The sequence below is a fragment of the Pseudomonas sp. GW821-FHT07G06 genome, assembly GCF_058986625.1.
Window position 1 is genome coordinate 1 of sequence record NZ_JBYSVW010000013.1, and the last position, 22,678, is coordinate 22,678.

The window sequence follows — 22,678 nt, forward strand, 5'->3', positions numbered from 1 at the left end:
ATGCAGGTGTCGACTGATCCACCGCTATCGCGAGCAAGCTCGCTCCCACAGTTGAATGTTGTTGTGCACAAATTCTGCGTACGACATAAAGCCCCCTGTGGGAGCGAGCTTGCTCGCGATGGCGGACTGACAGGCAACAGAGATGTACGGCGCAAGGCTCAGCGAAAAAACTCCCCCGGCGTTTCACCAAACTGCTGACGAAACGCCGCAATGAACGCCGACGTCGAGTCGTAGCCGCAGGCCAGCGCCACGTCGGTCACTCGCTCGCCCTGTTCCAGGGGAGTCAGGGCTCCGAGCAGGCGCAAGCGCTGGCGCCAGGCGCGAAAGGTCAGGCCGGTATCGCGCAGGAACAGGCGACTGAGGGTTTTCTCGGTGACGCCGAATTGGTCGCTCCAGTGACTGAGGGTGGTTTGTTGCTCGGGGTGCGACTCCAGGCTTTGCGCGATCTGCCGCAACCGGCTGTCCTGGGGCAGGGGCAGCATCAGGTCGATCTGCGGGGCCTCAGCCAACTGATCGAGAATCACCTGGGCCAACCGGCCGTGCGCTCCGTCCTGATCGTATTCCACCGGAATCTGACTGAAGGCGCGGATCAACTCGCGCAACAAATCGCTGACCCCCAACACATGGCAGCCTGGCGGCGCCCAGGTCGAGACGCTGCAATCGATGTACAGGCTGCGCATTTCCGTGCGCGGCGAACTGAACACCCGGTGCGGCATGCCCGCCGGAATCCACACCGCACGCTCCGGCGGGGCGACGAAGCGCCCGACGCCGGTCTGGATTTCGAGCACGCCCTGGATCGCATAGGACAGCTGCACCCATGGGTGGCTGTGGCGCCGGGTCAGGGCGCGATTGGGCAGTGATTCGGTACGGCCGTAGAGCGGTCGAGGCAGGCTGGACAGCCCGGGAATACTGCGCCGGATACTTTTGTCATGTCCTTTAGGCGGCATCGGTGGGCTCATCGGCGTTAGTCGGTAATATCCAGTCACGTTAGAGTCGCTTTCACGTACTGGCAACCCCCGGATGATCAACCCATGACACGCCCCCGTTTGTTACCCGACAACTTCACCCTGACCCTGATCGGCGTGGTCGCGCTCGCCAGCCTGCTGCCCGCCAGCGGCCAGGTCGCGGTCGGTTTTGGCTGGCTGACCAACATCGCCATCGCGCTGCTGTTTTTCCTGCATGGCGCCAAGCTGTCCCGCGAGTCGATCATTGCCGGTGCCGGGCACTGGCGCCTGCATTTGCTGGTGTTCAGCCTGACCTTCGTGCTGTTCCCGCTGCTCGGCCTGGCGCTCAAACCGCTGCTGTCACCGCTGATCGGCAACGACCTGTACATGGGCATGCTGTACCTGTGTGCGCTGCCCGCCACGGTGCAGTCGGCGATTGCCTTTACTTCGCTGGCGCGGGGCAACATCCCGGCGGCGATCTGCAGCGCGGCGGCGTCCAGCCTGTTCGGGATTTTCCTCACGCCCTTGCTGGTGACCCTGCTGCTCAATGTGCACGGCGAAGGCTCATCGACCCTCGACGCCATCCTCAAGATCAGCGTGCAGTTGCTGCTGCCGTTCATTGCCGGGCAGATCGCGCGACGCTGGATCGGCAACTGGGTGGGGCGCAACAAGAGTTGGCTGAAGTTCGTCGATCAGGGTTCGATATTGCTGGTGGTCTACGGCGCGTTCAGCGAAGCGGTGATCGAAGGCCTCTGGCACCAGATTCCGTTGCTGGATCTGGTCGGGCTGGTGGTGGCGTGCTGCGTGGTCCTGGCGCTGGTGTTGGTGGCCTCGACCGTGCTGGGCAAGGCTTTTGGCTTCAATCAGGAAGACCGCATCACCATTCTTTTCTGCGGCTCGAAGAAAAGTCTGGCAACCGGTGTGCCGATGGCGCAGGTGTTGTTTGCCGGTAGCACCATTGGCGTGTTGATCCTGCCGTTGATGCTGTTCCACCAGATTCAACTGATGGTCTGTGCGGTGCTGGCGCAGCGCTTTGCCAATCGGCCGGAATCGATTCCGGAACTGATGGCCCAGGTCGATCCCTGAAAACCCCGGGAACCTGTAGGAGCCAGCCTGCTGGCGATGGACTCAAGCGCGCCGCGTTTTCATCCAGTTGACCCGCGTAATCGTTAACGACCATCGCTGGCAGGCCAGCTCCTACAAAGGACCGCGTTCATCCAGTTGACCCGCGTTATCGTTAACGACCATCGCTGACAGGCCAGCTCCTACAAAGGACCGCGTTCATCCAGTTGACCCGCGTAATCGTTAACGACCATCGCTGGCAGGCCAGCTCCTACAAAGGACCGCGTTCATCCAGCTCATACGCGTTATCGTTGACGACCATCGCTGGCAAGCCAGCTCCCACAAAAGACCGCATCTGTAGGAGCGAGCTTGCTAAGCCAGCGCCTGCATCAGCGCTTGTCAGCCGCCAATGGCGGGGTGCGTGGCGGGATCATGCGTTTGTTCCCGGTCGACTCGAACGCCGATGCCAGGTGCAGTAGCGACGAGTCGTCATAGGCGCGTCCGGCAAAGGTCAGGCCGACCGGCATGCCGATGTCCGGCATCACGCCCATCGGCACGGTGACCGTTGGCACGCCGAGGTGACGGATGGCGAGGTTGCCGTTGGCGACCCATATACCGTTGCTCCAGGCGATATCCGCCGACTGCGGATCGACATCGGCATTCGCCGGCGCTACATCGGCGACCGTCGGGAACAGCACCGCGTCGAGGCCCAGGCGATCCATCCAGTCTTCCAGATCGATCTTGCGGGTCTTTTCCAGTCCGCGCAGGCCGTCGGGTACTGTGCTGATCTGGTCCCACGGCGTGATGCCGCGCTCGGCCATGCGCACGTATTCGTCCATGCCGGCAACCAGGTCGCCCTCGCGGTTGGGCAGGGTGCCCGGGTCGTGAGGGAAGATCAGCGGGCCGTCGACATCGACCAGGCGATTCAATTTCGGATCGCCGTTGGCCTGCAGGAAATCATCGAACGCCCAGGCGGTCAGGTCCCACAGTTCATGGTGCAGAAATTCCTTGGAGACGATGCCGCGATTGAACACGGTCGGCGCGCCAGGGCGATCGCCTTCGCAATTGGAGACCAGCGGGAAGTCCACGTCGATCACTTGCGCCCCGGCGTCTTCGAGGGCCTTGCGCGCCTGTTCCCAGAGACCGATCACCGACGGACGGGTAATGATGCGCTGGCCGGTCGGGCCACCGATGCCCGGCGCTTCGGAAGTGCCAGCTTCAGGGTCGGCGTTGATGTACATGCGCGGAATGCCGAACTTCTTGCCTTTGAGCGCTTCGCTGTTCGCCGCCAGCGCGGCATAGGATTGCGGGCGTACCTCGGACGATTTCGGAATGGGCACCCAAGGCTGCAAGCGCCACAGGTCACCGCGAGTGTCCGGGTCATCGGCCACCACCACGTCGAGCACTTCGAGCAGGTCGGCCATGGTCCGGGCAAACGGCACGACCACGTCCATGGTCGGGGTCAGCGGCCAGTTGCCGCGTACCGAGATCACCCCGCGCGAAGGGGTGTAGGCGCACAAACCGTTGTTCGAAGCCGGGCCGCGACCACTCGACCAGGTTTCTTCCGCCAGACCGAAAGCGGCGAAACTGGCCGCGGTGGCCGTGCCGGCACCGTTCGACGAGCCGGAGGCGAAAGGGGCGGTGAGGTAGCCGGCGTTGTACGGGCTCTCGGCGCGGCCATAGACGCCGCGCTGCATCCCGCCGTTGGCCATCGGCGGCATGTTGGTCTTGCCCAGACAGATCGCCCCGGCGGCACGCAGGCGCTCGATGGTGAACGCATCGCGATAGGCGACCAGGTCCTTGAAGGCCGGGCTGCCGGAAGCGGCGGTGAGGCCCTTGACCAGATAACTGTCCTTGGCGGTGTAAGGGATGCCATCCAGTGGACCCAGCGTCTGGCCCTTGGCGCGACGGGCGTCGGCGGCCTGCGCTTCGGCGAGGGCCTCGGGATTGCGCACCACCACTGCGTTCAGTGCCGTGGGCGTCTCGGGGCCGTCATAGGCGTCGATCCGCGCGAGATAGGCCTGGACCAGTTCAACCGAGGTGGTCTGGCCGGATTCGAGCGCGGCGCGCAGCTCGGCAATGGAAACTTCGGTGACTTCGATCATGCTGCCACCGCCGCTTGCAGGTGGAGGGTCCCAAACACTTCACTTTTCTCGAAATGGACTTTCATATCGTTATTCTCGTTGCACTGTGTGGCACGACAGGGTCGGGTGTTAAAAATACTGAGCACTATTTAGCATTAAACCGGGATTTTAGGAATCCGTTGTCCAATTTATCTTACAGGCGACAGAAAAAAGGCCACCACAACCCGACGTTGTGGTGGCCCGAGGGTGACTCATTATAGTGGCCCGCGCGCGCAGGCCAATGGATCAGTGAGCGCCGGCAGCCTTGTTCAGGTCGCTTTCGGCCCATTCGGTGTAGACGCAGGCGTCGGCGGTGGCCCAACGCACCCGCACCGGGTCGCCGGCCTTGAGCGGCATGCCGGCGGCGGACAGTGCCTTGACCGTCATCGAGGTGCCGCCGACAGTGATTACGCTGCAGGTCTGGCTTTCGCCGAGGAACAACACTTCCACGACCTTGGCCGAGACTTCGTTCCAGCCGGCGGCCAGCGGTTCGGCGAGGGCTTGTTCATTGCTCAGGGCCAGGGCTTTTTCCGGGCGTACCATCAGCAGTACGTCCTGGTCGGTTTGCAGGCTGGCGGTGAGTCGGATCGACAGCGGTTGCCCCTCGAAGGTCGCCACCGCATTACCCTGTGCCTTGAGCTTGAGGAAGTTGGAGTTGCCCAGGAACGAAGCGACAAAGGCGTTCGGCGGGTTCTGGTAAAGGTCATAACCGCTGCCCAGGCCAACGATCTTGCCGTGGCTGAAAATCGCGATGCGTTGGGACAGGCGCATGGCTTCTTCCTGATCATGGGTCACGTAGACAATGGTGATGCCCAGGCGCCGATGCAGCTGACGCAGTTCATCCTGCAAGTCTTCGCGCAGCTTTTTGTCCAGCGCGCCCAGCGGTTCGTCCATCAACAGGATGCGTGGCTCGTAAACCAGTGCGCGGGCGATGGCGACGCGCTGTTGCTGACCGCCAGAGAGTTGCGAAGGGCGGCGGTGGGCAAACTGTTCAAGCTGCACCAGCTTGAGCATCGCATCGACCCGGCGTTCGCGTTCGGCCGTGGCCAGTTTGCGAATGGCCAGCGGGAAGGCGATGTTGTCGCGTACCGACAGGTGCGGGAACAGTGAGTAACGCTGGAACACCATGCCGATGTCGCGCTTGTGCGGCGGCACGTTGACCAGCGACTGGCCGTTGACCAGGATCTCGCCGCTGCTCGGCGTTTCGAAGCCGGCGAGCATCGACAGCGTGGTGCTTTTGCCCGAGCCGCTGGAGCCGAGGAAGGTGAGGAATTCACCGTCCTTGATGTCCAGTGAGATGTTGTCCACGGCGGCGAAGTCGCCGTAGTGCTTGTTCAGGTTACGCAGGCTGACCAGGGGTTTGTCATTTTGCTGCGCGGAATCTTTGATCACTGCACTCATGTCGTACTCCTGGCGCTCAAGCGCTGATTTCGTTGCGCCGGCGCAGAGCGGCGGCGATCACCATGACCAAGACCGAGAGGCCGATCAGCAGCGTCGAGGCGACGGCGATCACGGGCGTCAGGTCCTGGCGCAGGGTGGTCCACATTTTCACGGGAAGGGTTTGCAGGGTCGGGCTGGCCATCATCACGCTCAGCACCACTTCATCCCACGAGACGAGGAAGGCGAAGAGGGCGCCGGCGACCATGCCCGGGCGGATCGCCGGAAAGGTCACCTTGAACACCGCTTGCAGGCGCGAGGCGCCGCAGATCACCGCCGCATCCTCGATCGACTGATCGAACAGCTTCAGCGAGTTGATGATCGAGATGATGGTGAACGGCAACGCCACGATCACATGGCTGACCACGAAGGCGAACATGGTCCCGGTGTAGCCCAGTTTCAGGAACAGCGCGTACACCGCCACGGCGATGATCACCAGGGGCACGATCATCGGCAGGGTGAACAGGCCGTAGAGCATTTCCCGTCCGGGGAAGCGGCCGCGTACCAACGCGAACGCGGTCGGCAGGCCCAACGCGACGGCGAAGAACGTCGTCAGCACCGCGACCTTGAGGCTGGCCATGGCCGCGTTCATCCAGTCGGCGTTGGAGAAGAACTGGCCGTACCATTTCAGCGTCCAGCCCGGCGGCGGGAACACCAGCCATTGCGACGAACCGAACGACAGCAGCACGATGAACACGATCGGCAGCAGCAGGAACAGACCGATCAGCCCGGTGGTGGCATAGAGGCCGAAGCGCATCCGGCGGCTCATGGCATTGGGGGTCAGGAGCATGACGGCTTACCTCGCGTTGCTGGCGCCAACCGGGGATTCCGGCTGGAGCTTCAGGTAGAAGTAGAACAGCACCAGCGTGATCACGATCAGCAACGCGGCGCCGGCGCTGGCCAGGCCCCAGTTGAGGAACGATTGCACCTGCTGAATGATGAACTCGGGCAGCATCATGTTCTGTGCACCGCCCAGCAGCGCCGGGGTCACGTAGTAACCGAGGGACATCACGAACACCATCAGGCCGCCGGAGAACAGCCCCGGCCGGCACAGCGGCAGGAACACCCGGAAGAAGTTGGTCCAGGGGCTGGCGCCGCAGATCGAACCGGCCTGCAGGATCATCGGGTCGATGGCCTGCATGGTCGCCTGCAACGGCAGCACGATGAACGGGATCATGATGTAGCTCATGCCGATCACCACGCCGGTGAGGTTGTGCACCATCTCCAGCGGTTGATCGATGATGCCCAGCGCCATCAACGCCTTGTTGATCACCCCGGAGGCTTGCAGCAACACCAGCCAGGAGTAGGTGCGGGCGAGCAGGCTGGTCCACATCGACAACAGCACGATGTTGAGGATCCAGCGCCCCCAGCCACGCGGCACCAGGGTGATCGCCCAGGCCAGCGGGAAGCCCAGCAGCAGGCTGAACAACGTCACCAGGCCCGCCACCGAGAAGGTGTTGAGCAACACCCGGGCATAGGCCGAGTTGGCGAACAGTTGCTCGTAGTTGCCCAGGCCCGGCACCGGTTCCAGCACGCCGCGCAGCAGCAGGCCAATCAGCGGCGCGAGAAAGAACAGACCGAGGAACAGCAGGGCGGGGACCAGGTTACTGGCGCCACGCCAACGCTGCTTCAGCGACGGCGAGGGTTGCTTCGCAACGGTCTGGCCGACTGCCGAACCGGCAGCGCCGATGGCGCTCCCGGAGGCCGTGGAAGGACGAGGCGCAGTTGCCGTCATTTTCATTTGACCAGCCATTCGTTCCACCGTGTCGCAATGGCCGGACCGTTCTTGGCCCAGTATGCGAAATCAAGAGTGATCTGATCCTTTGCATAAGCGGTCGGCAGGTTCGGGGCCAGCGCCGAGTCCAGGCGCGCCACGCTGTCGACGTTGACCGGGGCGTAGGCGGTCAGGTTGGAGAAGTCGGCCTGTCCTTTGGCGCTGCTGGCGTTGGCCAGGAACTTCATCGCCGCGTCCTTGTTTTTCGAACCCTTGGGAATGACCAGGATGTCGGCCATGACCAGGTTCTGCTTCCAGCTTACGCCGACCGGGGCGCCGTCTTCCTGCAGGGCATGAATCCGGCCGTTCCAGAACTGGCCCATGCTCGCTTCACCGGAGGCCAGCAGTTGCTGCGACTGCGCGCCGCCGCCCCACCAGACGATGTCTTTCTTGATGGTGTCGAGTTTCTTGAACGCGCGGTCCAGGTCCAGCGGGTAGAGCTTGTCCGCCGCTACACCGTCGGCCAGCAGCGCCAGCTCGAGCACGCCAGGGCTTGGCCATTTGTAGAGGGCGCGTTTGCCGGGGTAGGTCTTGGTGTCGAACAGCGCGGACCAGTCCTGAGGTTTGCTGGCGCCAAGCTTGCCTTCGTTGTAGCCGAGGACGAAGGAGAAGAAGAACGAGCCGACGCCGTGATCGCTGACGAAGCGCGGGTCGATCTTGTCGCGCTCGATGACTTTGAAATCGAGGGGTTCGAGCAAGCCTTCGGAGGCGGCGCGCAAAGCGAAGTCGGCTTCGACATCCACCACGTCCCATTGCACGTTGCCGCTTTCGACCATGGCCTTGAGCTTGCCGTAGTCGGTCGGGCCATCCTGCACAACGGTGATGCCGCTGGCCTTGCTGAACGGATCGGCCCAGGCCTGCTTCTGTGCATCCTGGGTGCTGCCGCCCCAACTCACGAAGTTGACGCTTTCAGCCGCCAGCAATGCCTGGCTGGTGACGCTCAGCAGTCCCGCAAAAAGAACCGCGGTCGCACGTTTGTTCAACACCATTTTCACGCCCTCATTGTTGTGTTTATGAGCGGGGCCTTCGAGTGCCCGCCTATCGGGAGCAGTAGGTCCGGCGAGTCAGTGCTGACTGTCCGGTCTATGGAATATCATATTATGGTATTCCAAACTTTGTGCAAGCACTTTGCCGTACCGGCTATCCGCCAAAAGTGGTTTTTCAGTGTCGACGCATTCCCCCTGTGGGAGCGAGCCTGCTCGCGAAGGCGGTGTAACAGTCAACGAAGATGTTGGATGTACCGGCCTCTTCGCGAGCAGGCTCGCTCCCACAGGGGATTGCATTCAGCCGAGGATCATTCGGTGAACGCAATACTCTCCACCACCTCCAGGTCATACCCGGTCAAGCCCGCATATTTCAGTGGCGGACCGAGGTGGCGCAGCTTGCCGACACCCAGGTTCTGCAGGATCTGCGCGCCGGTGCCCACCTCCGAATAAATCCGCGACTGCGAACGGCTGAACTGCCGGGGCGGCTGGGTCAATTGCGGTACGCGTTCCAGCAGCGCCTGGGAGGATTCGTGATTGGCCAGCACCACCACCACGCCGTGGCCTTCGGCGGCGACACGCTGCAAGGCGGCCCACAAGGTCCAGTTGGTCGGCCCGCTGTATTCGGCGCCGACCAGGTCGCGCAACGGATCGATCACATGCACGCGCACCAGCGTCGGCTCTTCGCGGCGCAGATCGCCCATGACCATGGCCATGTGGACACCGCCTTCGATGCGATCCTCAAAGGTGATCAGACGGAAGGTGCCGTGCACCGTCGGCAAGTCACGTTCCCCGATGCGGACGATGGTGTGTTCGGTGCTCAGGCGGTAGTGGATCAGGTCGGCGATGGTGCCGATCTTGATCCCGTGCTTGCGCGCGAACACTTCCAGGTCGGGGCGGCGGGCCATGGTGCCGTCGTCGTTCATCACTTCGACGATCACCGAGGCGGGTGTATGGCCGGCCAGGCGGGCCAGGTCGCAACCGGCTTCGGTGTGGCCGGCGCGGGTCAGCACACCGCCTTCCCGGGCGCGCAGCGGGAAGATGTGGCCCGGTTGCACGATGTCGGCAGGACCTGCGTTGGCGGCGACGGCGGCGGCCACGGTGCAGGCACGATCGGCGGCGGAGATACCGGTGGTGACACCGACGGCAGCCTCGATGGACACGGTGAACGCGGTGCTGAACACGCTGCCGTTGCTCGGCACCATTTGCTCCAGGCCCAGGCGTTTGCAGTGTTCATCGGTCAGGGTCAGGCAGATCAGGCCACGGGCTTCACGGGCCATAAAGCTGATCGCCTCGGGTGTGCAGCAGTCGGCGGCCAGCAACAGGTCGCCTTCGTTTTCCCGGTCTTCATCGTCGACCAGCAGGACCATTTTGCCGAGGCGGTAATCTTCGATGATTTCTTCGATGCTGTTGAAGGCCATGCTGGAGTCTCGGTGTTTGTGGGATGAGTAATGTGGTATACCATAATACAAAATAAACCGAGAGGTCACTATGAAGGCGTACTGGATTGCTCACGTGGATATCACTGACCCTGATCAATACAGCCAATACACCCGGCGGGCGCCGCAGGCGTTTGCCCTGTATGGCGGTCGGATTCTGGCGCGGGGTGGACGTAGTGAGGCGATGGAAGGTCGGGCGACGCCGCAGCGCAGTGTGGTGATCGAGTTTGATTCCTATGAGTTGGCGGTGGCTTGTTATCACTCGGCGTTGTATCAGGAGGCGCGAGGGTATCGTGAGGGGGTGGCTTTGGCTGAGGTCATCATTGTCGAAGGGGTGGAGAGCTGACCCTGTAGGAGCTGCCGCAGGCTGCGATCTTTTGATCTTGATCTTCCGCCCCTTCGACATGGTCAAAATCAAAAGATCGCAGCCTGCGGCAGCTCCTACAGGGAAACACGTACGCATCAGAATCAGGTCGGGCGGCGTTCCGTTTTTCCACGTAACCCGCCCGCCCCGCAGCCCCCTCGATTACTGCTGCAGCACGGTGGCCTGGTTGGTCGAACCATACTGTTGCACGGTGGCTGTCTGGGTCATGCCGCTCTGGTCGATGTTGGCGATGTTGCCGGTGCCGCCCTGGGTGACGTAGGCCACGTTCATGGTGTTGGCCTGTTTGACGGTGATCATGTTGTCGCTGCTGCCGGACAATTGCTGGGTGTAGGCGCGGTTGCTGCTGCCGTCCTGATTGAACTCGGTGCTGTTGCCCGTACCCATTGTGCTGCCCATGGCCAGGTTGGTCTCGCCGCGCTGGTCGGAGATCAGGATGTTGTCAGTGCCGTTCTGGTCGAAGTACAGCTCGTTATACAAATTGTCCTGGCTGATGGTGGTTTTGTTGCCGGTACCGGTCTGGTTAGTGGTCACGATATGGCCGGTGCCGTTCTGGGTGAAGTTGGCGACGTTGTCGTAGCCATTCTGGTTGATGGTCGCACGCTGGCCGGTGCCGAACTGGCCGCCGGTCTGCGGGCCTTTCCAGTTGCTGGCGTAGACCTTGTTGCCGTCACCTGTGGTGTTGACATTGAGCACCTGGTCAGTGCCGTTTTGATAGGTGAAATGCACGTTGCTGTTGCCTTGTTGATACAGCGCCAGGGTCGAGTTGGCGGATTCGTACTGGTCGGCATAGATGGCGTTGAGGTTGCCGACCTGCAGCACCGAAGCCACGTTGTTATCGCCAAAGCTCTGGTCGACGATGGTTTCGTTGGTGTTCCCGTATTGGTTGATGGTGGCCTGGCTGGCGACCTGAGTCTCTTGCCAGACTTCGGTGCCGTTGCCGTTGCCGTACTGGTTGATGGTCAGGTTGCCGCCCTGGCCGTTGCGCTGGTCGCCATAGGCATAGTTGCCGTCGCCGTTCTGGTTGATGTCCATCCGGGCGCCGTTGTGCAACACCTGTTCGGCGGTGCCGTAGTTCTCGTTGCCGTGCTGGGTGACCGTCGCTTTATTGTCGACGCCCACCTCCGTCTGTTCGACGTTGGCTTCGTTGTTGTCACCAAACTGGAAGGTCTTGGCGGACGCGCCGTCCTGGCTGCTCTGGTAGATGAGCGAGAAGTTGCCGTTACCTTCCTGTTGCTGCAAGGCTTCGCTGCTACCCACGCCGATTGACTGGCTGGCATGGGTGTTGTTGTACGTGCCGGACTGCAGCTGATGGATGGTGCTGCCGTTTTCGTACAGTTGCTCGGCATATCCGGCGTTGTACTGGCCGGACTGTTGCTGGTCGATGGTGCTGGTGGCATTGTCCTGCACCGCCGCGGCATCGTTACCCAGGCCTTGCTGCTGTTGATTGGCGCTACTGAGCGGCGCCGCGATCTGCTTCACGTCGGCGATGTTGGCGGTGCCGTCCTGAAACTGGTTGGAAATGCTGTCTTCAGCCATGGCCTGGGCACTGACCATGACGAGGATCGCGGCGGTGAGGGGCGTCAATTTGAACATGATTGAATCTCCATATCGGGTGCAGTGCTTTAACGATATTGTTTGACCGAAACGCTCATGCCGTTCCCGGACTGGTTCACGGCGCTTTGCAGCCCCGTGCCGGCCTGGTCGATGCTGGCGCTGTTGTCATTGCCGTTTTGCGAGATACGGGCGCGGTTGTGGCTGCCTGTCTGGGTAATCGAGGCATCGTTACCGGAGCCTTGCTGATTGATCATTGCCATCAAGTCGCTTCCTTGTTGCAGGATGTAGGCCTCCTGATTGCTGCCCGACTGGACGATGGTGCCGAGCAACGACTGACCGTTCTGTTGCAGCATCGCGACGTTGGCCTGGCCGTTCTGGTCGATCAGCGCGTGCTGACCTGCCGGTGGTGGCAATTCACCAAGATCGCCACCGGGGCCGAGGTCTTCGTTTTCCATCAGATCGTCGGCGTGCACGCCTGTAATGCCGCAGAGCAGAAGCAGGCAGAGCAGGGCGGCAGTCGAAGTTTTCATGGGCCTGTCCTTAGGGTTGAAGCCGGCCCCATCAACCCGCGCGGTTGATGGGGCGCAGGCTCAGTTGGCGATCACCGGCACCGAACGCACGGAGCCTTGGGACGAGGTGATCGTGGCGGTCGGGTTCGCCGACGGAACCACCGTGGTGGTGTTGTTCACCGTCAACCTCCAGCGTCCATTCAGCGGTACGGAGGTGGTGCCCAGGGTGACCAGCCCGGCAGGGGTCGTGACCTTGATGGTGATGGTGTTGCCGGTGGTCACCGATGAGGTGCCGGCAAAGTCCCAGGTGAAGCGGTTATTGGAGCGGGCGCTCACCGTTGCGGTGGTCACGGCGAAGGTTTCCGCAGCAGGCCGTGGCGAAACCTGCACCGTGACCGTGGCCGGCGTCGTCGATACCGCGCCGAAGCTGTCCCTGGCGAAGTAGGTGAAGGTCGTGGTGAAGGCCGTGGGGACGGAGGCCGGTGGGGTGTAGGTGAGCACCGTGCCGTTACTGCTGACGGTGCCGCGACCTGTCGGTGGTGGAGTGAAGCTGGCGACGGCCAGCGGCAGGTTGCCTTCCGGATCGGTGTCGTTGGCCAGCACGCTGATCGGGATCGCCACACCCAGTGTCGTGACGGCATCGGCGACGGCCACCGGAGGCTGGTTAGGCGCCACGGTAATGGTCACGGTTGCCGCCGTCGTCGAGGCCAGGCCTTTGACGTCCTGAGCCTTGTAGGTGAAGGTCGCGGTCAGTGGCGCGTTGACCACGGCGGGAGGGGTGTAGACCACCGCCGTGGTGCCGCTCAATGCCACGGTGCCCTGGCCGGCGGCCGGAGGGGTCAGCGCGGTAATGCTCAGCGGCGTGTTGCCATCAGGATCCCTGTCGTTGGCCAGCAGGTTGAGGGTGATCGGCACGCCGAAGCTGGTGCTGCCGGTATCGGCGACGGAGATCGGTGCCTGGTTCGCGCCGGTGTCCGGTGCAGTGCCGACGACAACGACCGGCTCGGTGTCACTGCCGCCGGCGGCGGATTTCACCGTGACGGTTGCCGGTGGTTGGGCCAGGTCGGCCACCGTGAGGCGTTGCAGGGTGCCGGTTTTCGACAGCCGTCCGTAACCCTGGGCGACCATGTCCGGTACCGCCACTTCGTCCGTGGAGGTGGCCTCGATCAGCAGGCTGTGGTTGCTCCAGCTATAGCGAGCGGTCTGGATTTTCACCACGTCCGAGAGCTTGCTCGACACCGCCGTCGGGCGGGTGGTGCCGGCCGGGTTGGTGGCGGTCACCACCACGACCGGTGGCACGGTGCCGTTGGCCAGCAGATGCTGGGCGAAGAACGTGCCGTTGTTATCGCTCACCATGTTGGTCTGGCAAGGCGTCGGTGGTGGGCCGGGCACCAGGGCGATGCTTTCGCGAAAGCACAGGGTCGAACCGTTGGCGGCTTTGGCGAACACTTCGACCCGGGTGTTGTTGCCCCCCGTGCCGGCGGTACGCCGGTAGGTGGCACGGCTCATGTCCACCGCGGTTTGCGCGCGGCTGTCGAGCACCTTGCCGGCCACGGTGAAGAGGTTGGTCTGGATGGTCCCGGCCGGGCCCTGGATGCGTACGAAGTTGGTGTTGTTGGGGCTGCCGGTCACGGCCTCGGTGAGGTTCGGGTCGCCAATGAAGGTTTCGATGGCGCCGGTGTCCGGATTCACCGCGGTATAGGGGCCGTTGACGCTGCGCAGGAACGGCCCGATCGCGCCGTTGACCGCACCGCTGAACACCCCTGGCGCACCGATGCCGACGTCCCGGGTGATGTTGATCGCACGACGACCGGGGGTGGTGACGTTGACCGTTTCCACACCATAGGGGTGGGTAATGGTGTAGATCCCCGCCGTGGGAATGTTCACCCGCATGCGAATCCGCGCGAAGCTGACCTGATCGCCGTCGACCGGGTTTTCCGAAGCGAATGCCGCCTCGATCCCGGCGACATAGGCGTCCATGCCATAGCCAGCGGCGTTGTTGGGAATGTTGGTCTCGGCAAGGTACCAGAACGCTTCCGGTGGCCAGTTGTCCGGGAACACCATCGGCTGGGTGTCATCGTAAATGCCCGGTTCCGGCAGCAGGGTGCACATGTAGGCCGGTGGCACACTGGCAGCGACCCGTGTGCTGACGGCACGGGACTGGCACAGCTCCATCGACAGCTGATTGTTGTCCTGATACCAGATCGGGAATTTCCCGGTGGCAAAGGTGTAGGGGCCGGGATCGACGGCGGCGAGTTGCGCGAAAGCACTGCCGGACAGCGATAGAGTCAATCCCAGGGCGTTGACCGCCAGGCGTGGCCATTTGTTCATGATGCCTCCTGATGAGGATCTGGGCATGTGAGCGTTCATTGCACGATGACCACTTCTTCGGTATCGCTGCCGCCATTGGCTGACGTCACGCGAACCTGGGCTGGCGGAACCGGCGTGATGCCGGTGGCCAGGCTTTTCACGGCGCCGTCGCCACTCAGGGCGCCGATGGCAAGACCGGTGCCGGTGGTAGCGGTGAGCACCGGTGGCGACGTTTCGTCGCTGGTCGAGGCGGTGATGCTGATTTGCCCGGTGCTCAGGCTGTACTCGGCACGTGAGATCGTCACCAGGTCGGTCAGCGGCATGGGCAAGACGGTCGGCGTGCTGCTGGGGATGGCCAGGTGGTTGTCGGCGGTCACCTGCAAGGTGCTCGGCAGGGCCGGATTGTTAGGCGACTGCGCATACCAGTGGCCGGTGGTGTCCGCTTCGGAGAAGTTCAGGACCGGGTTGTTGCTGGTCAGGGTCACGCTGGCTGGTGGCGGCGGGGCCATCACGAACACATCCTGCTGGGCCACCGGTGCGCTGGCGCCGGCTTGTCGCGAGTAGGTGCTGCGTTCGGCGATCACAGGGGTCGGCCGGACCACCGATGACAACTTGCCGGAAACGGCGAAGAGGGTGGTGCGCAAGTCCAGGCCATTGGGGCCTTCGATGCGCACGTAGTTGGTGTTGAACGGGCTGCCGGTGACGGCTTCGTTGAGGTTCGGATCGCCGACGAATTTTTCCGCCTGGCCTGTGGTCGGGTTGGTCTCGGTGTAGGGGCCGTTGACGCTGCGCAGGAACGGTCCGACGTCACCCTTGAGCGCGCCGTCATAGGTTTTTGGCGCACCGATGCCGATGTCCCGGGTCATGTTGATCGCCCGCCGGCCGGGGGTGTCGATATTGAATACGTCGACGCCGTAGGGGTGGGTGATGACATAGGTGCCGGCGACGGGCACGTCGACGCGGATACGGATACGGGCGAAGCTGATCTGATCGCCCTCCAGCGGATCACCCCCGCTGAAGGCCGCTTCGAGCGCCGAGACATAGGTCAGGTCGATGCCTCGGGCGGCGTCGACGATGGTCGTTTCGCCTGTCGCCCAGAACGCTTCGTCGGGGAAATTGGTCGGGAAGACCAACGGTTTGGTGTCATCGAAAATCCCGGGGTTAGGGATCAACGAGCACATGTAAGTCGGGGCGCCAGGCGCGCTGGCAACCCTGGAACTGACAGCCTTTGACAGACACAGGTCAAGTGTTCGGCCGTGGGCATCCTGATACCAGGCGGCGAAATTGCCATTGGCTGGCAGGTAGGGTCCCGGGTCTACGGCAAACAGCGCTGCCTGGGCGATGCCTTGGGCTAGAGCGGTCACGACCAGCGCGGTCGCGGTTTTGCACAGTAAAGGGTGCATGAGTATTCCCTCTATCGAAGTACCTGCCCCTTGGGGATGGGTCAGTTGGCAGGGAGGATGGCAACTTTCATACCAATCAGCGAAAACGCCCGGGAGAGGCCCGGAGCAAAGGCGTTGACGCCGTCGCGGCCGACAGACCGGGAAGTGTTCAAGCGGGCGGTTGTCCCCAACATTGGGGTAATGGGGCGTAGGGGGGAGGGGAATCGCGGTCCCCGGGTTCGGGCAATCTGCCTTGAGTGGGCTATAAACCTATGGGGGGTTACCGGGAACGTGTCCATGACCACAATCGCGAAAGTGCTTGCGACCGAAAGCGAAGTCCGCTTGAGGACGCGCAAGCAGCCGTTCGATCTGCTGCGCTGGTTTTCGCTGATCAGCATGGCGGTGATCGGCACGGTGGCGGTGGCGCTGGGGGCGGTGTCCACGCGGTTCGTGATTACCGAAAGCGTGCAGCGCGATGCGCTGCTGACCTCACAGTTCGTTCAGGCGATTGCCTTGGCCGAGGTGCGCCATGTGTCGATTCCCAACGTGCGGACCATGGGCCAGTTGCTCGACCCACGAACAGACAAGGACTTTCCCGACGTCGACCCGCTGGCCCGGGCCAGTGCCCGTGATGAATTCCTCGACCATATCGAAAATCTGCCGGACGTGATCCTGGCCAATATCTATGCCCCCGACCGCATGGTGATCTGGTCGACCAACCCGTCCTTGATGGGCACCACGATTCATGACGATGAAGACCTCGAACGGGCATTCAACTCGAAGACTTCCGTGTCGACCAGTTACCACGAGGTGGACAAATCCCGCATGGAGCAGAAGTTCGTGGTGCCACCGAAATTCATCTTCCTCGAGAACTACATTCCCCTGTTCGACGCCGATGGCACCACCGTCACGGCGATGGTCGAGATCTACAAGGAACCGCAGGACCTGATCAACCGCATGGAGCGCGGCCTGGTGCTGATCTGGCTGGCGACCGCCATGGGCGGCGCGCTGATTTACCTGGGCCTGTACTGGATCGTGCGGCGTGCGGCGATCCTGCTGGCGACGCAGCAGAAGCAATTGATCACCAACGAAACCTTCGTCGCACTGGGGGAGATGTCCTCGGCGGTCGCCCACAGTCTGCGCAATCCGTTGGCGAACATCCGTTCAAGCGCCGAGCTGGCGATGGAGTTCGACGACGGTCCGGCACACCGGAACATCAACGACATCATCGGTCAGGTCGATCGCATGTCGAATTGGGTACGGGAGTTGCTCCAGTCCCTGCGGCCGCTCAATGACGAGGCGGAACCGGTGAACCTGGTGGCTGCACTGCACGACAGCCTGCTGGCTTACGAGCAGCAGATCGGCAAGGCCAGGGTCAACGTGGTGTTCGAGCCGGACCAGACGCCCATGGTCCTGAGTCAGCACGTGCAACTGACCCAGATCCTCAACAGCCTGCTGTCCAACGCGGTGGAAGCCATGGACAGCGGCGGAACGCTGACCATCCGGATCGAGCCCCGCGAAGCCGAGCGTGTCAGCGTGACGGTCAGCGATACCGGCAAAGGCATGAGCGAAGAACAGCGCACCATGGCCTTCCGGCCGTTCTTCACCACCAAGCAGGGCGGGCTGGGCGTCGGGCTGGTGCTGGTCAAGCGGATCATGGAACGTTTTGGCGGGGTAGTGACCCTCGATAGCCGTGAAGGCGAGGGCACCACTGTTCGCCTGTCGTTTAACCTGGTCCCCTGAAAATGGGGATGAACTATCCCCGTTAGCGGGTCAAACCCCCAGTCATTTCCACGGTCGTAGCGCACTGAAGTTGATAAGCCATTGTTTTATCGAGTGTTAATAAATTTGCATAAAGCAGTTACAGAACTGGCGAGATCCTTGCACGACCACCATCACCCCCTTCACGACATCGAGGCGGCTGGTGATGGAAAAAAAAGCGCAGTGCAGCGAAGGATCCTTCGATTCGCCTGACGGGGTCAAAGGCTCACGCAACACCGCGCGGGTGGAAAACGCTCTGCCGCCTGCAGTGCAGGCCCGTTTTGACTACCCCACCACGCCAACGGCGCCCTTGCCGTTTCCACCGACGGCCATTGGCCCGTTGTGCCGCACTGCCAACCTTCCTCAATCGCAACGGCTTCGGTCCTGAACTTGAACAGGGAGGGTGTCGACATGAACATGAAGACGCATTCACCGCGCTCACGCGCCTTGGGCATGCACCTGGTGCTGATGCTGGTGACCGGTTTGCTGGCCAGCCAGTTGCTGGTCGCCAGCCAGCCATTGTCGACACCCACACCGGCTCCGGCAGTCGCTCCCGAATCCGCTGTCGTTGACGACGCCACCCCGTGGGGGCGCGACTATTTCCCCAACACCCTGCTGACCGACCAGGACGGTCGGCAACTGCGTTTTTTCGATGACATGATCAAAGGCAAGGTGGTGGTGATCAATTTCATCTTCACCACGTGCAGCGACTCCTGTCCCCTGGAAACCGCGCGTCTGCGCCAGGTGCAGAAACTGCTGGGAGACAGGGTCGGCAAGGACATCTTCTTCTACTCCATCAGCATCGACCCCTTGAGCGATACCCCCGAGGTGCTCAAGGCCTATGCGCAACGCTTCCAGGTCGGGCCCGGGTGGAAATTCCTCACCGGGGAATTCGCCGACGTCACCGAGCTGCGGCAGAAACTGGGCCTGTTCATCGAAGGCATCGATAACGGCCGCAACAAGGACCACAACCTGAGCCTGATCGTCGGCAACCAGGAAACGGGCCGCTGGATGAAAGCCTCGCCGTTCGAAAATCCGTGGATTCTGGCCGACCAACTGGCCAACACCCTGCAGAACTGGAAGCAGCCCAGTGTGGAAGAAAGCTACGTCGATGCACCGGAAATTCGGCCGCCAAGCAATGGCGAAGAGCTGTTCCGCACCCGCTGCGCGTCTTGCCACAGCCTCGGCCCACTGGACGGGCAGGGTATCGGTGTGCACAGCATCGGCCCGGACCTGATCGGCGTGACCCGTAAGCGCGATCCGGTCTGGCTCAACCGCTGGATCCGCGAACCGGATCGCATGCTGGCGGAAAAGGACCCGATTGCGACGGAGCTGTTCGAACGCTACAACCGGATCTCGATGCCCAACCTGCGGCTGGACCAGAAGTCCGCCCAGTCCATCATCGACTTCCTGCAGGAAGAAACCGACCGTCAGCATCCACCGGTGGCGCCCTTGGTCAGCGGTAACGAGGAGCCCGAACATCATCACGCCGTCGAACAACCGGGCATGCCCCCGGTGCAATAGTGTCGAAATAGTTATGTGGGCCAGTCAATTGCTATCAATGTTACCTACACTGACTTGATACATGGCTGGAAAGGCTGGTTTTCAAGGACTCAGGACAGACCCCATGCAGATACTGGAACAACAAAAAGTACCTGCGCCGCAGGCCCCGGCAGCTTCGCGCAAGGGTTGGCTGCCCCAATTCAACTTGCTGCGCTGGTTCTCCCTGGCCAGTTTTTTCATCATTGCCGTGGTGGCGCTGGGGCTGGGCTACATCTCCACGCGCTTCGTGGTCGATGAAAGCATCGAGCGCGATTCGATGCTGACCGCGCAGTTCATCCAGGCCATTGGCGAGGCCGAAATCCGTCACGCCGGGATTTCGCCGGGCAGAACCATGGGCGAAATGCTCGACCCGCGACAGGACCATGCCTATGCCGACGTCCGTCCCGAGTCCCGGGCCGCCGCACGCGCCGAGTTTCTCGATCATGTGGAGCATCTGCCGGACATCCTGCTGGCGACGGTGTATGCCCAGGACCGCACCGTGGTCTGGTCGACCAACCCCGAGTTGATCGGCGTGCGCATCGAAGACGACGATGAACTGGATGAATCCTTCGAAATGCAATCGCCGGTGTCCACCAGCTACCACGAGATCGATGAAGAGCGTCCCGAGCAGCGCCTGCTGCACGAACCGGAATACCTGTTCGTCGAGAACTACATTCCGATGTTCAACGCCGACAAAAGCAAAGTGATTGCCATGGTGGAGATCTACAAGGAACCGGTGGATCTGGTGGGCCGCATCCAGCGTGGCTTCAAGGCGATCTGGCTGGCGACCCTGATTGGCGGGGCGGCAATCTACCTGGGGTTGTTCTGGATCGTGCGGCGTGCGGCGATCCTGTTGCAAAGCCAGCAAAAACAGCTGATCGCCAACGAAACCTTTGTCGCCCTGGGGGAAATGTCCTCGGCGGTCGCCCACAGCTTGCGCAATCCACTGGCCAACATCCGTTCCAGCGCCGAACTGGCCCAGCACATCGCCAGCCAACCGGCACAGAAAAACATTGGCGACATCATCAATCAGGTCGACCGCATGTCGCGCTGGGTCCGGGAGTTGCTGGTGTCGTTGCGGCCGATGAATGACGACTTTGAAACGGTCGACCTGGTGCTCGCCATCGAAGACACCCTGAGTGCCTTTGAGTCCCTGATCAAGCGTTCGAACGTCGAAGTGCGTTTCGCTCCCGCCAGCGTGCCACCGGTCGTCAGCCACCAGGTGCTACTGACGCAAATACTCAATAGCCTGTTTGCTAACGCACTGGAAGCCATGCCCAAGGAGGGCATGCTGACGATCGAGATCGACTCCTCGGTACCCGGCTACTTGAGCATGATCCTGACCGACACCGGCAAGGGCATGTCCAAACAACAACAACAAATGGTCTTCAAGCCGTTTTTCACCACCAAACAAGGTGGATTGGGTGTAGGCCTGGCCCTGGTCAAAAGAATAATGGAGCGGTTTGACGGCTCGGTCGAACTGACCAGCCGGGAGCAGGAAGGAACCCGCGTTTGTCTCAATTTCAAAGTGGCAACGGGAGGGGTATATGGAGCACAGCATTCTGCTGGTCGAGGATGACGAGATCCTGGCCGAGAATATTCAGACTTACCTGGAGCGCAAGGACTTCGAGGTGACCGTCTGCCACTCGGCTGAAGATGCACTGGAGCAGTTGGGTTCTTTCGCACCTGACGTGGTACTGACCGACAACTCGTTGCCGGGTATGAGTGGTCACGACCTGATCCAGAAGCTGCGCATCAGCGCGCCGGATCTGAAAGTGATCATGATGACCGGTTACGGCAATGTCGAAGACGCCGTGGCGGCAATGAAAGAGGGCGCCTTTCACTACGTCACCAAACCGGTGGCCCTGCCGGAGCTCAAGCTGCTGCTCGACAAGGCCCTGGCGACCGACCGCATGGAGCGCACGCTGTCCTTTTATCAGGAGCGTGAAGCCCAGAAGTCGGGGGTGCAGGCACTGATTGGCGAGTCGGCACCGATGGTGTATCTCAAGGGCACCATCAGCCAGTTGCTCGACGCCGAACGGCGGATGGCCAACAGTGATCTGCCACCGGTCCTGGTGGAAGGCGAGACCGGTACCGGCAAGGAACTGGTGGCCCGGGCACTGCACTTCGACGGCCCGCGCAGCAAAGGCCCGTTCATAGAATTCAACTGCGCTTCGATCCCGTCCAACCTGGTGGAATCAGAGCTGTTCGGCCACGAGAAGGGCGCCTTCACCGACGCCAAGGACCGTCGCATGGGGCTGGTGGAAGCGGCCGATGGCGGCACGCTGTTCCTCGATGAAATCGGTGAGATGGACCTGCTGTTGCAAGCCAAGCTTCTCAAGCTGTTGGAAGACCGGACCATTCGCCGGGTCGGTTCGGTGAAGGAGCGCAAGGTCGATCTGCGGGTGATCAGCGCCACCAACTGCAATCTCGAACAGATGGTTCAGCAAGGCAAATTCCGCCGCGACCTGTTTTTCCGCCTGCGCATCATTTCAATCAAGGTGCCGCGCCTGTACGCCCGTGGCGCCGATATCCTGCTGCTGGCCCGGCACTTCCTGGGGCTGCATGGCAAACGCTACGGCAAGCCGAACCTGTATTTCAGCAACCAGGCCGAAGAGTTGCTGCTCAGCTACAGCTGGCCAGGCAACGTACGCGAACTGCGCAACATGCTGGAGCAAACCGTGTTGCTGGCGCAAAGCGACACCATTGCTGCCCATCAATTGAACGTCTGCCTGAGCCTGGTGGATGAGCCACCGATGTTTCATCACGAGCCGCAGCATTTCAGCGAACAGCGTCCGTCCTACAACGGCGGCGAATCCATGAACCTGCCGGAAGTGGAGCGCGACATGGTGCGCAAGATGCTCGACAAGACTGACTGGAACGTCACCAAGTCGGCACGCCTGCTGGGACTTAGCCGTGACATGTTGCGCTACCGGATCGAAAAGCTCGGCCTCGCCCGGCCGGACAAACGCCAGTGGTAATCACTGCAACACGGGACCCTGTCTCAGGCAGGACATCAAGCAACCGGGATTCTCGACTTCCTGGTTCACGTAGACGCCACGCTCCGGATCGTAGGAGCGGATAAACACCCGGACCGTGGCATCGGCCACGGTTGGCAGGCGCGAGTCGGTAAACACGTGCTGGCTTGAAACCGGAATGAAATCCCCGGGTGCGGTCGGGATGTACGAACCTGGCGGGATGATGTTCATGGACGGTGGTGCGGGGTGGGCGAAGGGTTGGTCGGCGCCGTAATAGTTGAATTCACTGCTGTAGTCAGTGGTGTTTGGAAAGTCGTCGGCGCGGGCAGCAGCGGACAGGCTCAGGCAGAAGGCGAGCAAAAGCGTCAGGTCGGTCTTTTTCATGGCAACACCTGCTAAATCGGTTTAACCACATTTCCCTCAAGGTCTTTAACTATAGCTGGCGCCGGGAGCCGCCGTCGGTGCTGCGCGGATTACAAGTTCGCAACATCTGTC

At 61.9% G+C, this 22,678-nt stretch carries 18 protein-coding genes; 6 read left to right on the forward strand and 12 right to left on the reverse strand.

Going from position 1 to position 22,678, the window contains the following annotated elements; genetic code table 11:
• Positions 1 to 158 precede the first annotated feature (158 nt).
• Positions 159 to 947 carry an AraC family transcriptional regulator gene (locus AC3WJW_RS21110; protein ID WP_429398243.1) on the reverse strand — a complete coding sequence of 263 codons (789 nt, stop codon included), beginning with the start codon at positions 945 to 947 and terminating at the stop codon, positions 159 to 161.
• An 84-nt stretch (positions 948 to 1,031) separates the two neighbouring features.
• Between AC3WJW_RS21110 and AC3WJW_RS21115 the strand changes: the two genes are divergently transcribed.
• Positions 1,032 to 2,030 carry a bile acid:sodium symporter family protein gene (locus AC3WJW_RS21115; RefSeq protein ID WP_218504021.1) on the forward strand — a complete coding sequence of 333 codons (999 nt, stop codon included), beginning with the start codon at positions 1,032 to 1,034 and terminating at the stop codon, positions 2,028 to 2,030.
• A gap of 365 nt (positions 2,031 to 2,395) precedes the next feature.
• Here AC3WJW_RS21115 and AC3WJW_RS21120 read toward each other — a convergent pair whose 3' ends face one another.
• The 6 genes from AC3WJW_RS21120 to ribBA form a co-directional block, all read right to left on the reverse strand.
• Positions 2,396 to 4,111, reverse strand: coding sequence for an amidase (locus AC3WJW_RS21120; protein ID WP_493727239.1), 1,716 nt, complete (start codon positions 4,109 to 4,111; stop codon positions 2,396 to 2,398).
• Between the two features lie 264 nt (positions 4,112 to 4,375).
• The gene (locus tag AC3WJW_RS21125; protein WP_493727240.1) at positions 4,376 to 5,530 is read right to left on the reverse strand and encodes an ABC transporter ATP-binding protein; all 1,155 of its coding nucleotides are present in this window, start codon (positions 5,528 to 5,530) and stop codon (positions 4,376 to 4,378) included.
• Positions 5,531 to 5,546: 16 nt separating this feature from the next.
• Entirely contained in the window at positions 5,547 to 6,356 is an 810-nt protein-coding gene (locus AC3WJW_RS21130; RefSeq protein ID WP_007976227.1) for an ABC transporter permease, read from the reverse strand.
• Between the two features lie 6 nt (positions 6,357 to 6,362).
• Entirely contained in the window at positions 6,363 to 7,307 is a 945-nt protein-coding gene (locus tag AC3WJW_RS21135; RefSeq protein ID WP_493727241.1) for an ABC transporter permease, read from the reverse strand.
• Complete coding sequence (locus tag AC3WJW_RS21140) at positions 7,304 to 8,329, reverse strand: ABC transporter substrate-binding protein (RefSeq protein ID WP_493727242.1); 1,026 nt, start codon at positions 8,327 to 8,329, stop codon at positions 7,304 to 7,306. The genes AC3WJW_RS21135 and AC3WJW_RS21140 overlap by 4 nt, the downstream gene beginning before the upstream one ends.
• A gap of 305 nt (positions 8,330 to 8,634) precedes the next feature.
• Positions 8,635 to 9,744 (reverse strand): bifunctional 3,4-dihydroxy-2-butanone-4-phosphate synthase/GTP cyclohydrolase II, encoded by a 1,110-nt coding sequence (gene ribBA, locus AC3WJW_RS21145; protein ID WP_493727243.1) that lies wholly within the window; start codon positions 9,742 to 9,744, stop codon positions 8,635 to 8,637.
• 70 nt (positions 9,745 to 9,814) lie between these two features.
• Here ribBA and AC3WJW_RS21150 point away from each other — a divergent pair, with 70 nt between their 5' ends.
• Positions 9,815 to 10,108 carry a DUF1330 domain-containing protein gene (locus tag AC3WJW_RS21150; protein ID WP_493727244.1) on the forward strand — a complete coding sequence of 98 codons (294 nt, stop codon included), beginning with the start codon at positions 9,815 to 9,817 and terminating at the stop codon, positions 10,106 to 10,108.
• A gap of 180 nt (positions 10,109 to 10,288) precedes the next feature.
• Here the strand turns inward: AC3WJW_RS21150 and AC3WJW_RS21155 are convergent, their stop codons facing one another.
• From AC3WJW_RS21155 to AC3WJW_RS21170, 4 genes are read right to left on the reverse strand one after another with little or no spacing between them, the layout of a single operon-like run.
• Positions 10,289 to 11,740, reverse strand: coding sequence for a curlin (locus tag AC3WJW_RS21155; RefSeq protein WP_493727245.1), 1,452 nt, complete (start codon positions 11,738 to 11,740; stop codon positions 10,289 to 10,291).
• 29 nt (positions 11,741 to 11,769) lie between these two features.
• Positions 11,770 to 12,231, reverse strand: coding sequence for a curlin (locus AC3WJW_RS21160; RefSeq protein WP_493727246.1), 462 nt, complete (start codon positions 12,229 to 12,231; stop codon positions 11,770 to 11,772).
• A 60-nt stretch (positions 12,232 to 12,291) separates the two neighbouring features.
• Complete coding sequence (locus AC3WJW_RS21165; protein ID WP_493727247.1) at positions 12,292 to 14,541, reverse strand: Ig-like domain-containing protein; 2,250 nt, start codon at positions 14,539 to 14,541, stop codon at positions 12,292 to 12,294.
• Between the two features lie 35 nt (positions 14,542 to 14,576).
• Complete coding sequence (locus AC3WJW_RS21170) at positions 14,577 to 15,923, reverse strand: hypothetical protein (RefSeq protein WP_493727248.1); 1,347 nt, start codon at positions 15,921 to 15,923, stop codon at positions 14,577 to 14,579.
• A 276-nt stretch (positions 15,924 to 16,199) separates the two neighbouring features.
• Between AC3WJW_RS21170 and AC3WJW_RS21175 the strand changes: the two genes are divergently transcribed.
• The 4 genes from AC3WJW_RS21175 (at position 16,200) to AC3WJW_RS21190 (ending at position 22,186) form a co-directional block, all read left to right on the forward strand.
• Positions 16,200 to 17,645, forward strand: a complete 1,446-nt coding sequence (locus tag AC3WJW_RS21175) for a sensor histidine kinase (RefSeq protein ID WP_493727249.1) — start codon at positions 16,200 to 16,202, stop codon at positions 17,643 to 17,645.
• 429 nt (positions 17,646 to 18,074) lie between these two features.
• Positions 18,075 to 19,187: an SCO family protein gene (locus AC3WJW_RS21180; RefSeq protein WP_493727250.1), complete on the forward strand. Its 1,113-nt coding sequence runs from the start codon at positions 18,075 to 18,077 to the stop codon at positions 19,185 to 19,187.
• 103 nt (positions 19,188 to 19,290) lie between these two features.
• Complete coding sequence (locus AC3WJW_RS21185) at positions 19,291 to 20,784, forward strand: sensor histidine kinase (protein WP_493727251.1); 1,494 nt, start codon at positions 19,291 to 19,293, stop codon at positions 20,782 to 20,784.
• Positions 20,753 to 22,186 carry a sigma-54-dependent transcriptional regulator gene (locus AC3WJW_RS21190; RefSeq protein WP_493727252.1) on the forward strand — a complete coding sequence of 478 codons (1,434 nt, stop codon included), beginning with the start codon at positions 20,753 to 20,755 and terminating at the stop codon, positions 22,184 to 22,186. The genes AC3WJW_RS21185 and AC3WJW_RS21190 overlap by 32 nt, the downstream gene beginning before the upstream one ends.
• On the opposite strand, the gene AC3WJW_RS21195 is transcribed toward AC3WJW_RS21190, so the two are convergent.
• Complete coding sequence (locus AC3WJW_RS21195) at positions 22,187 to 22,567, reverse strand: hypothetical protein (RefSeq protein ID WP_493727253.1); 381 nt, start codon at positions 22,565 to 22,567, stop codon at positions 22,187 to 22,189. It abuts the gene before it with no gap.
• Between the last annotated feature and the right edge of the window lie 111 nt (positions 22,568 to 22,678).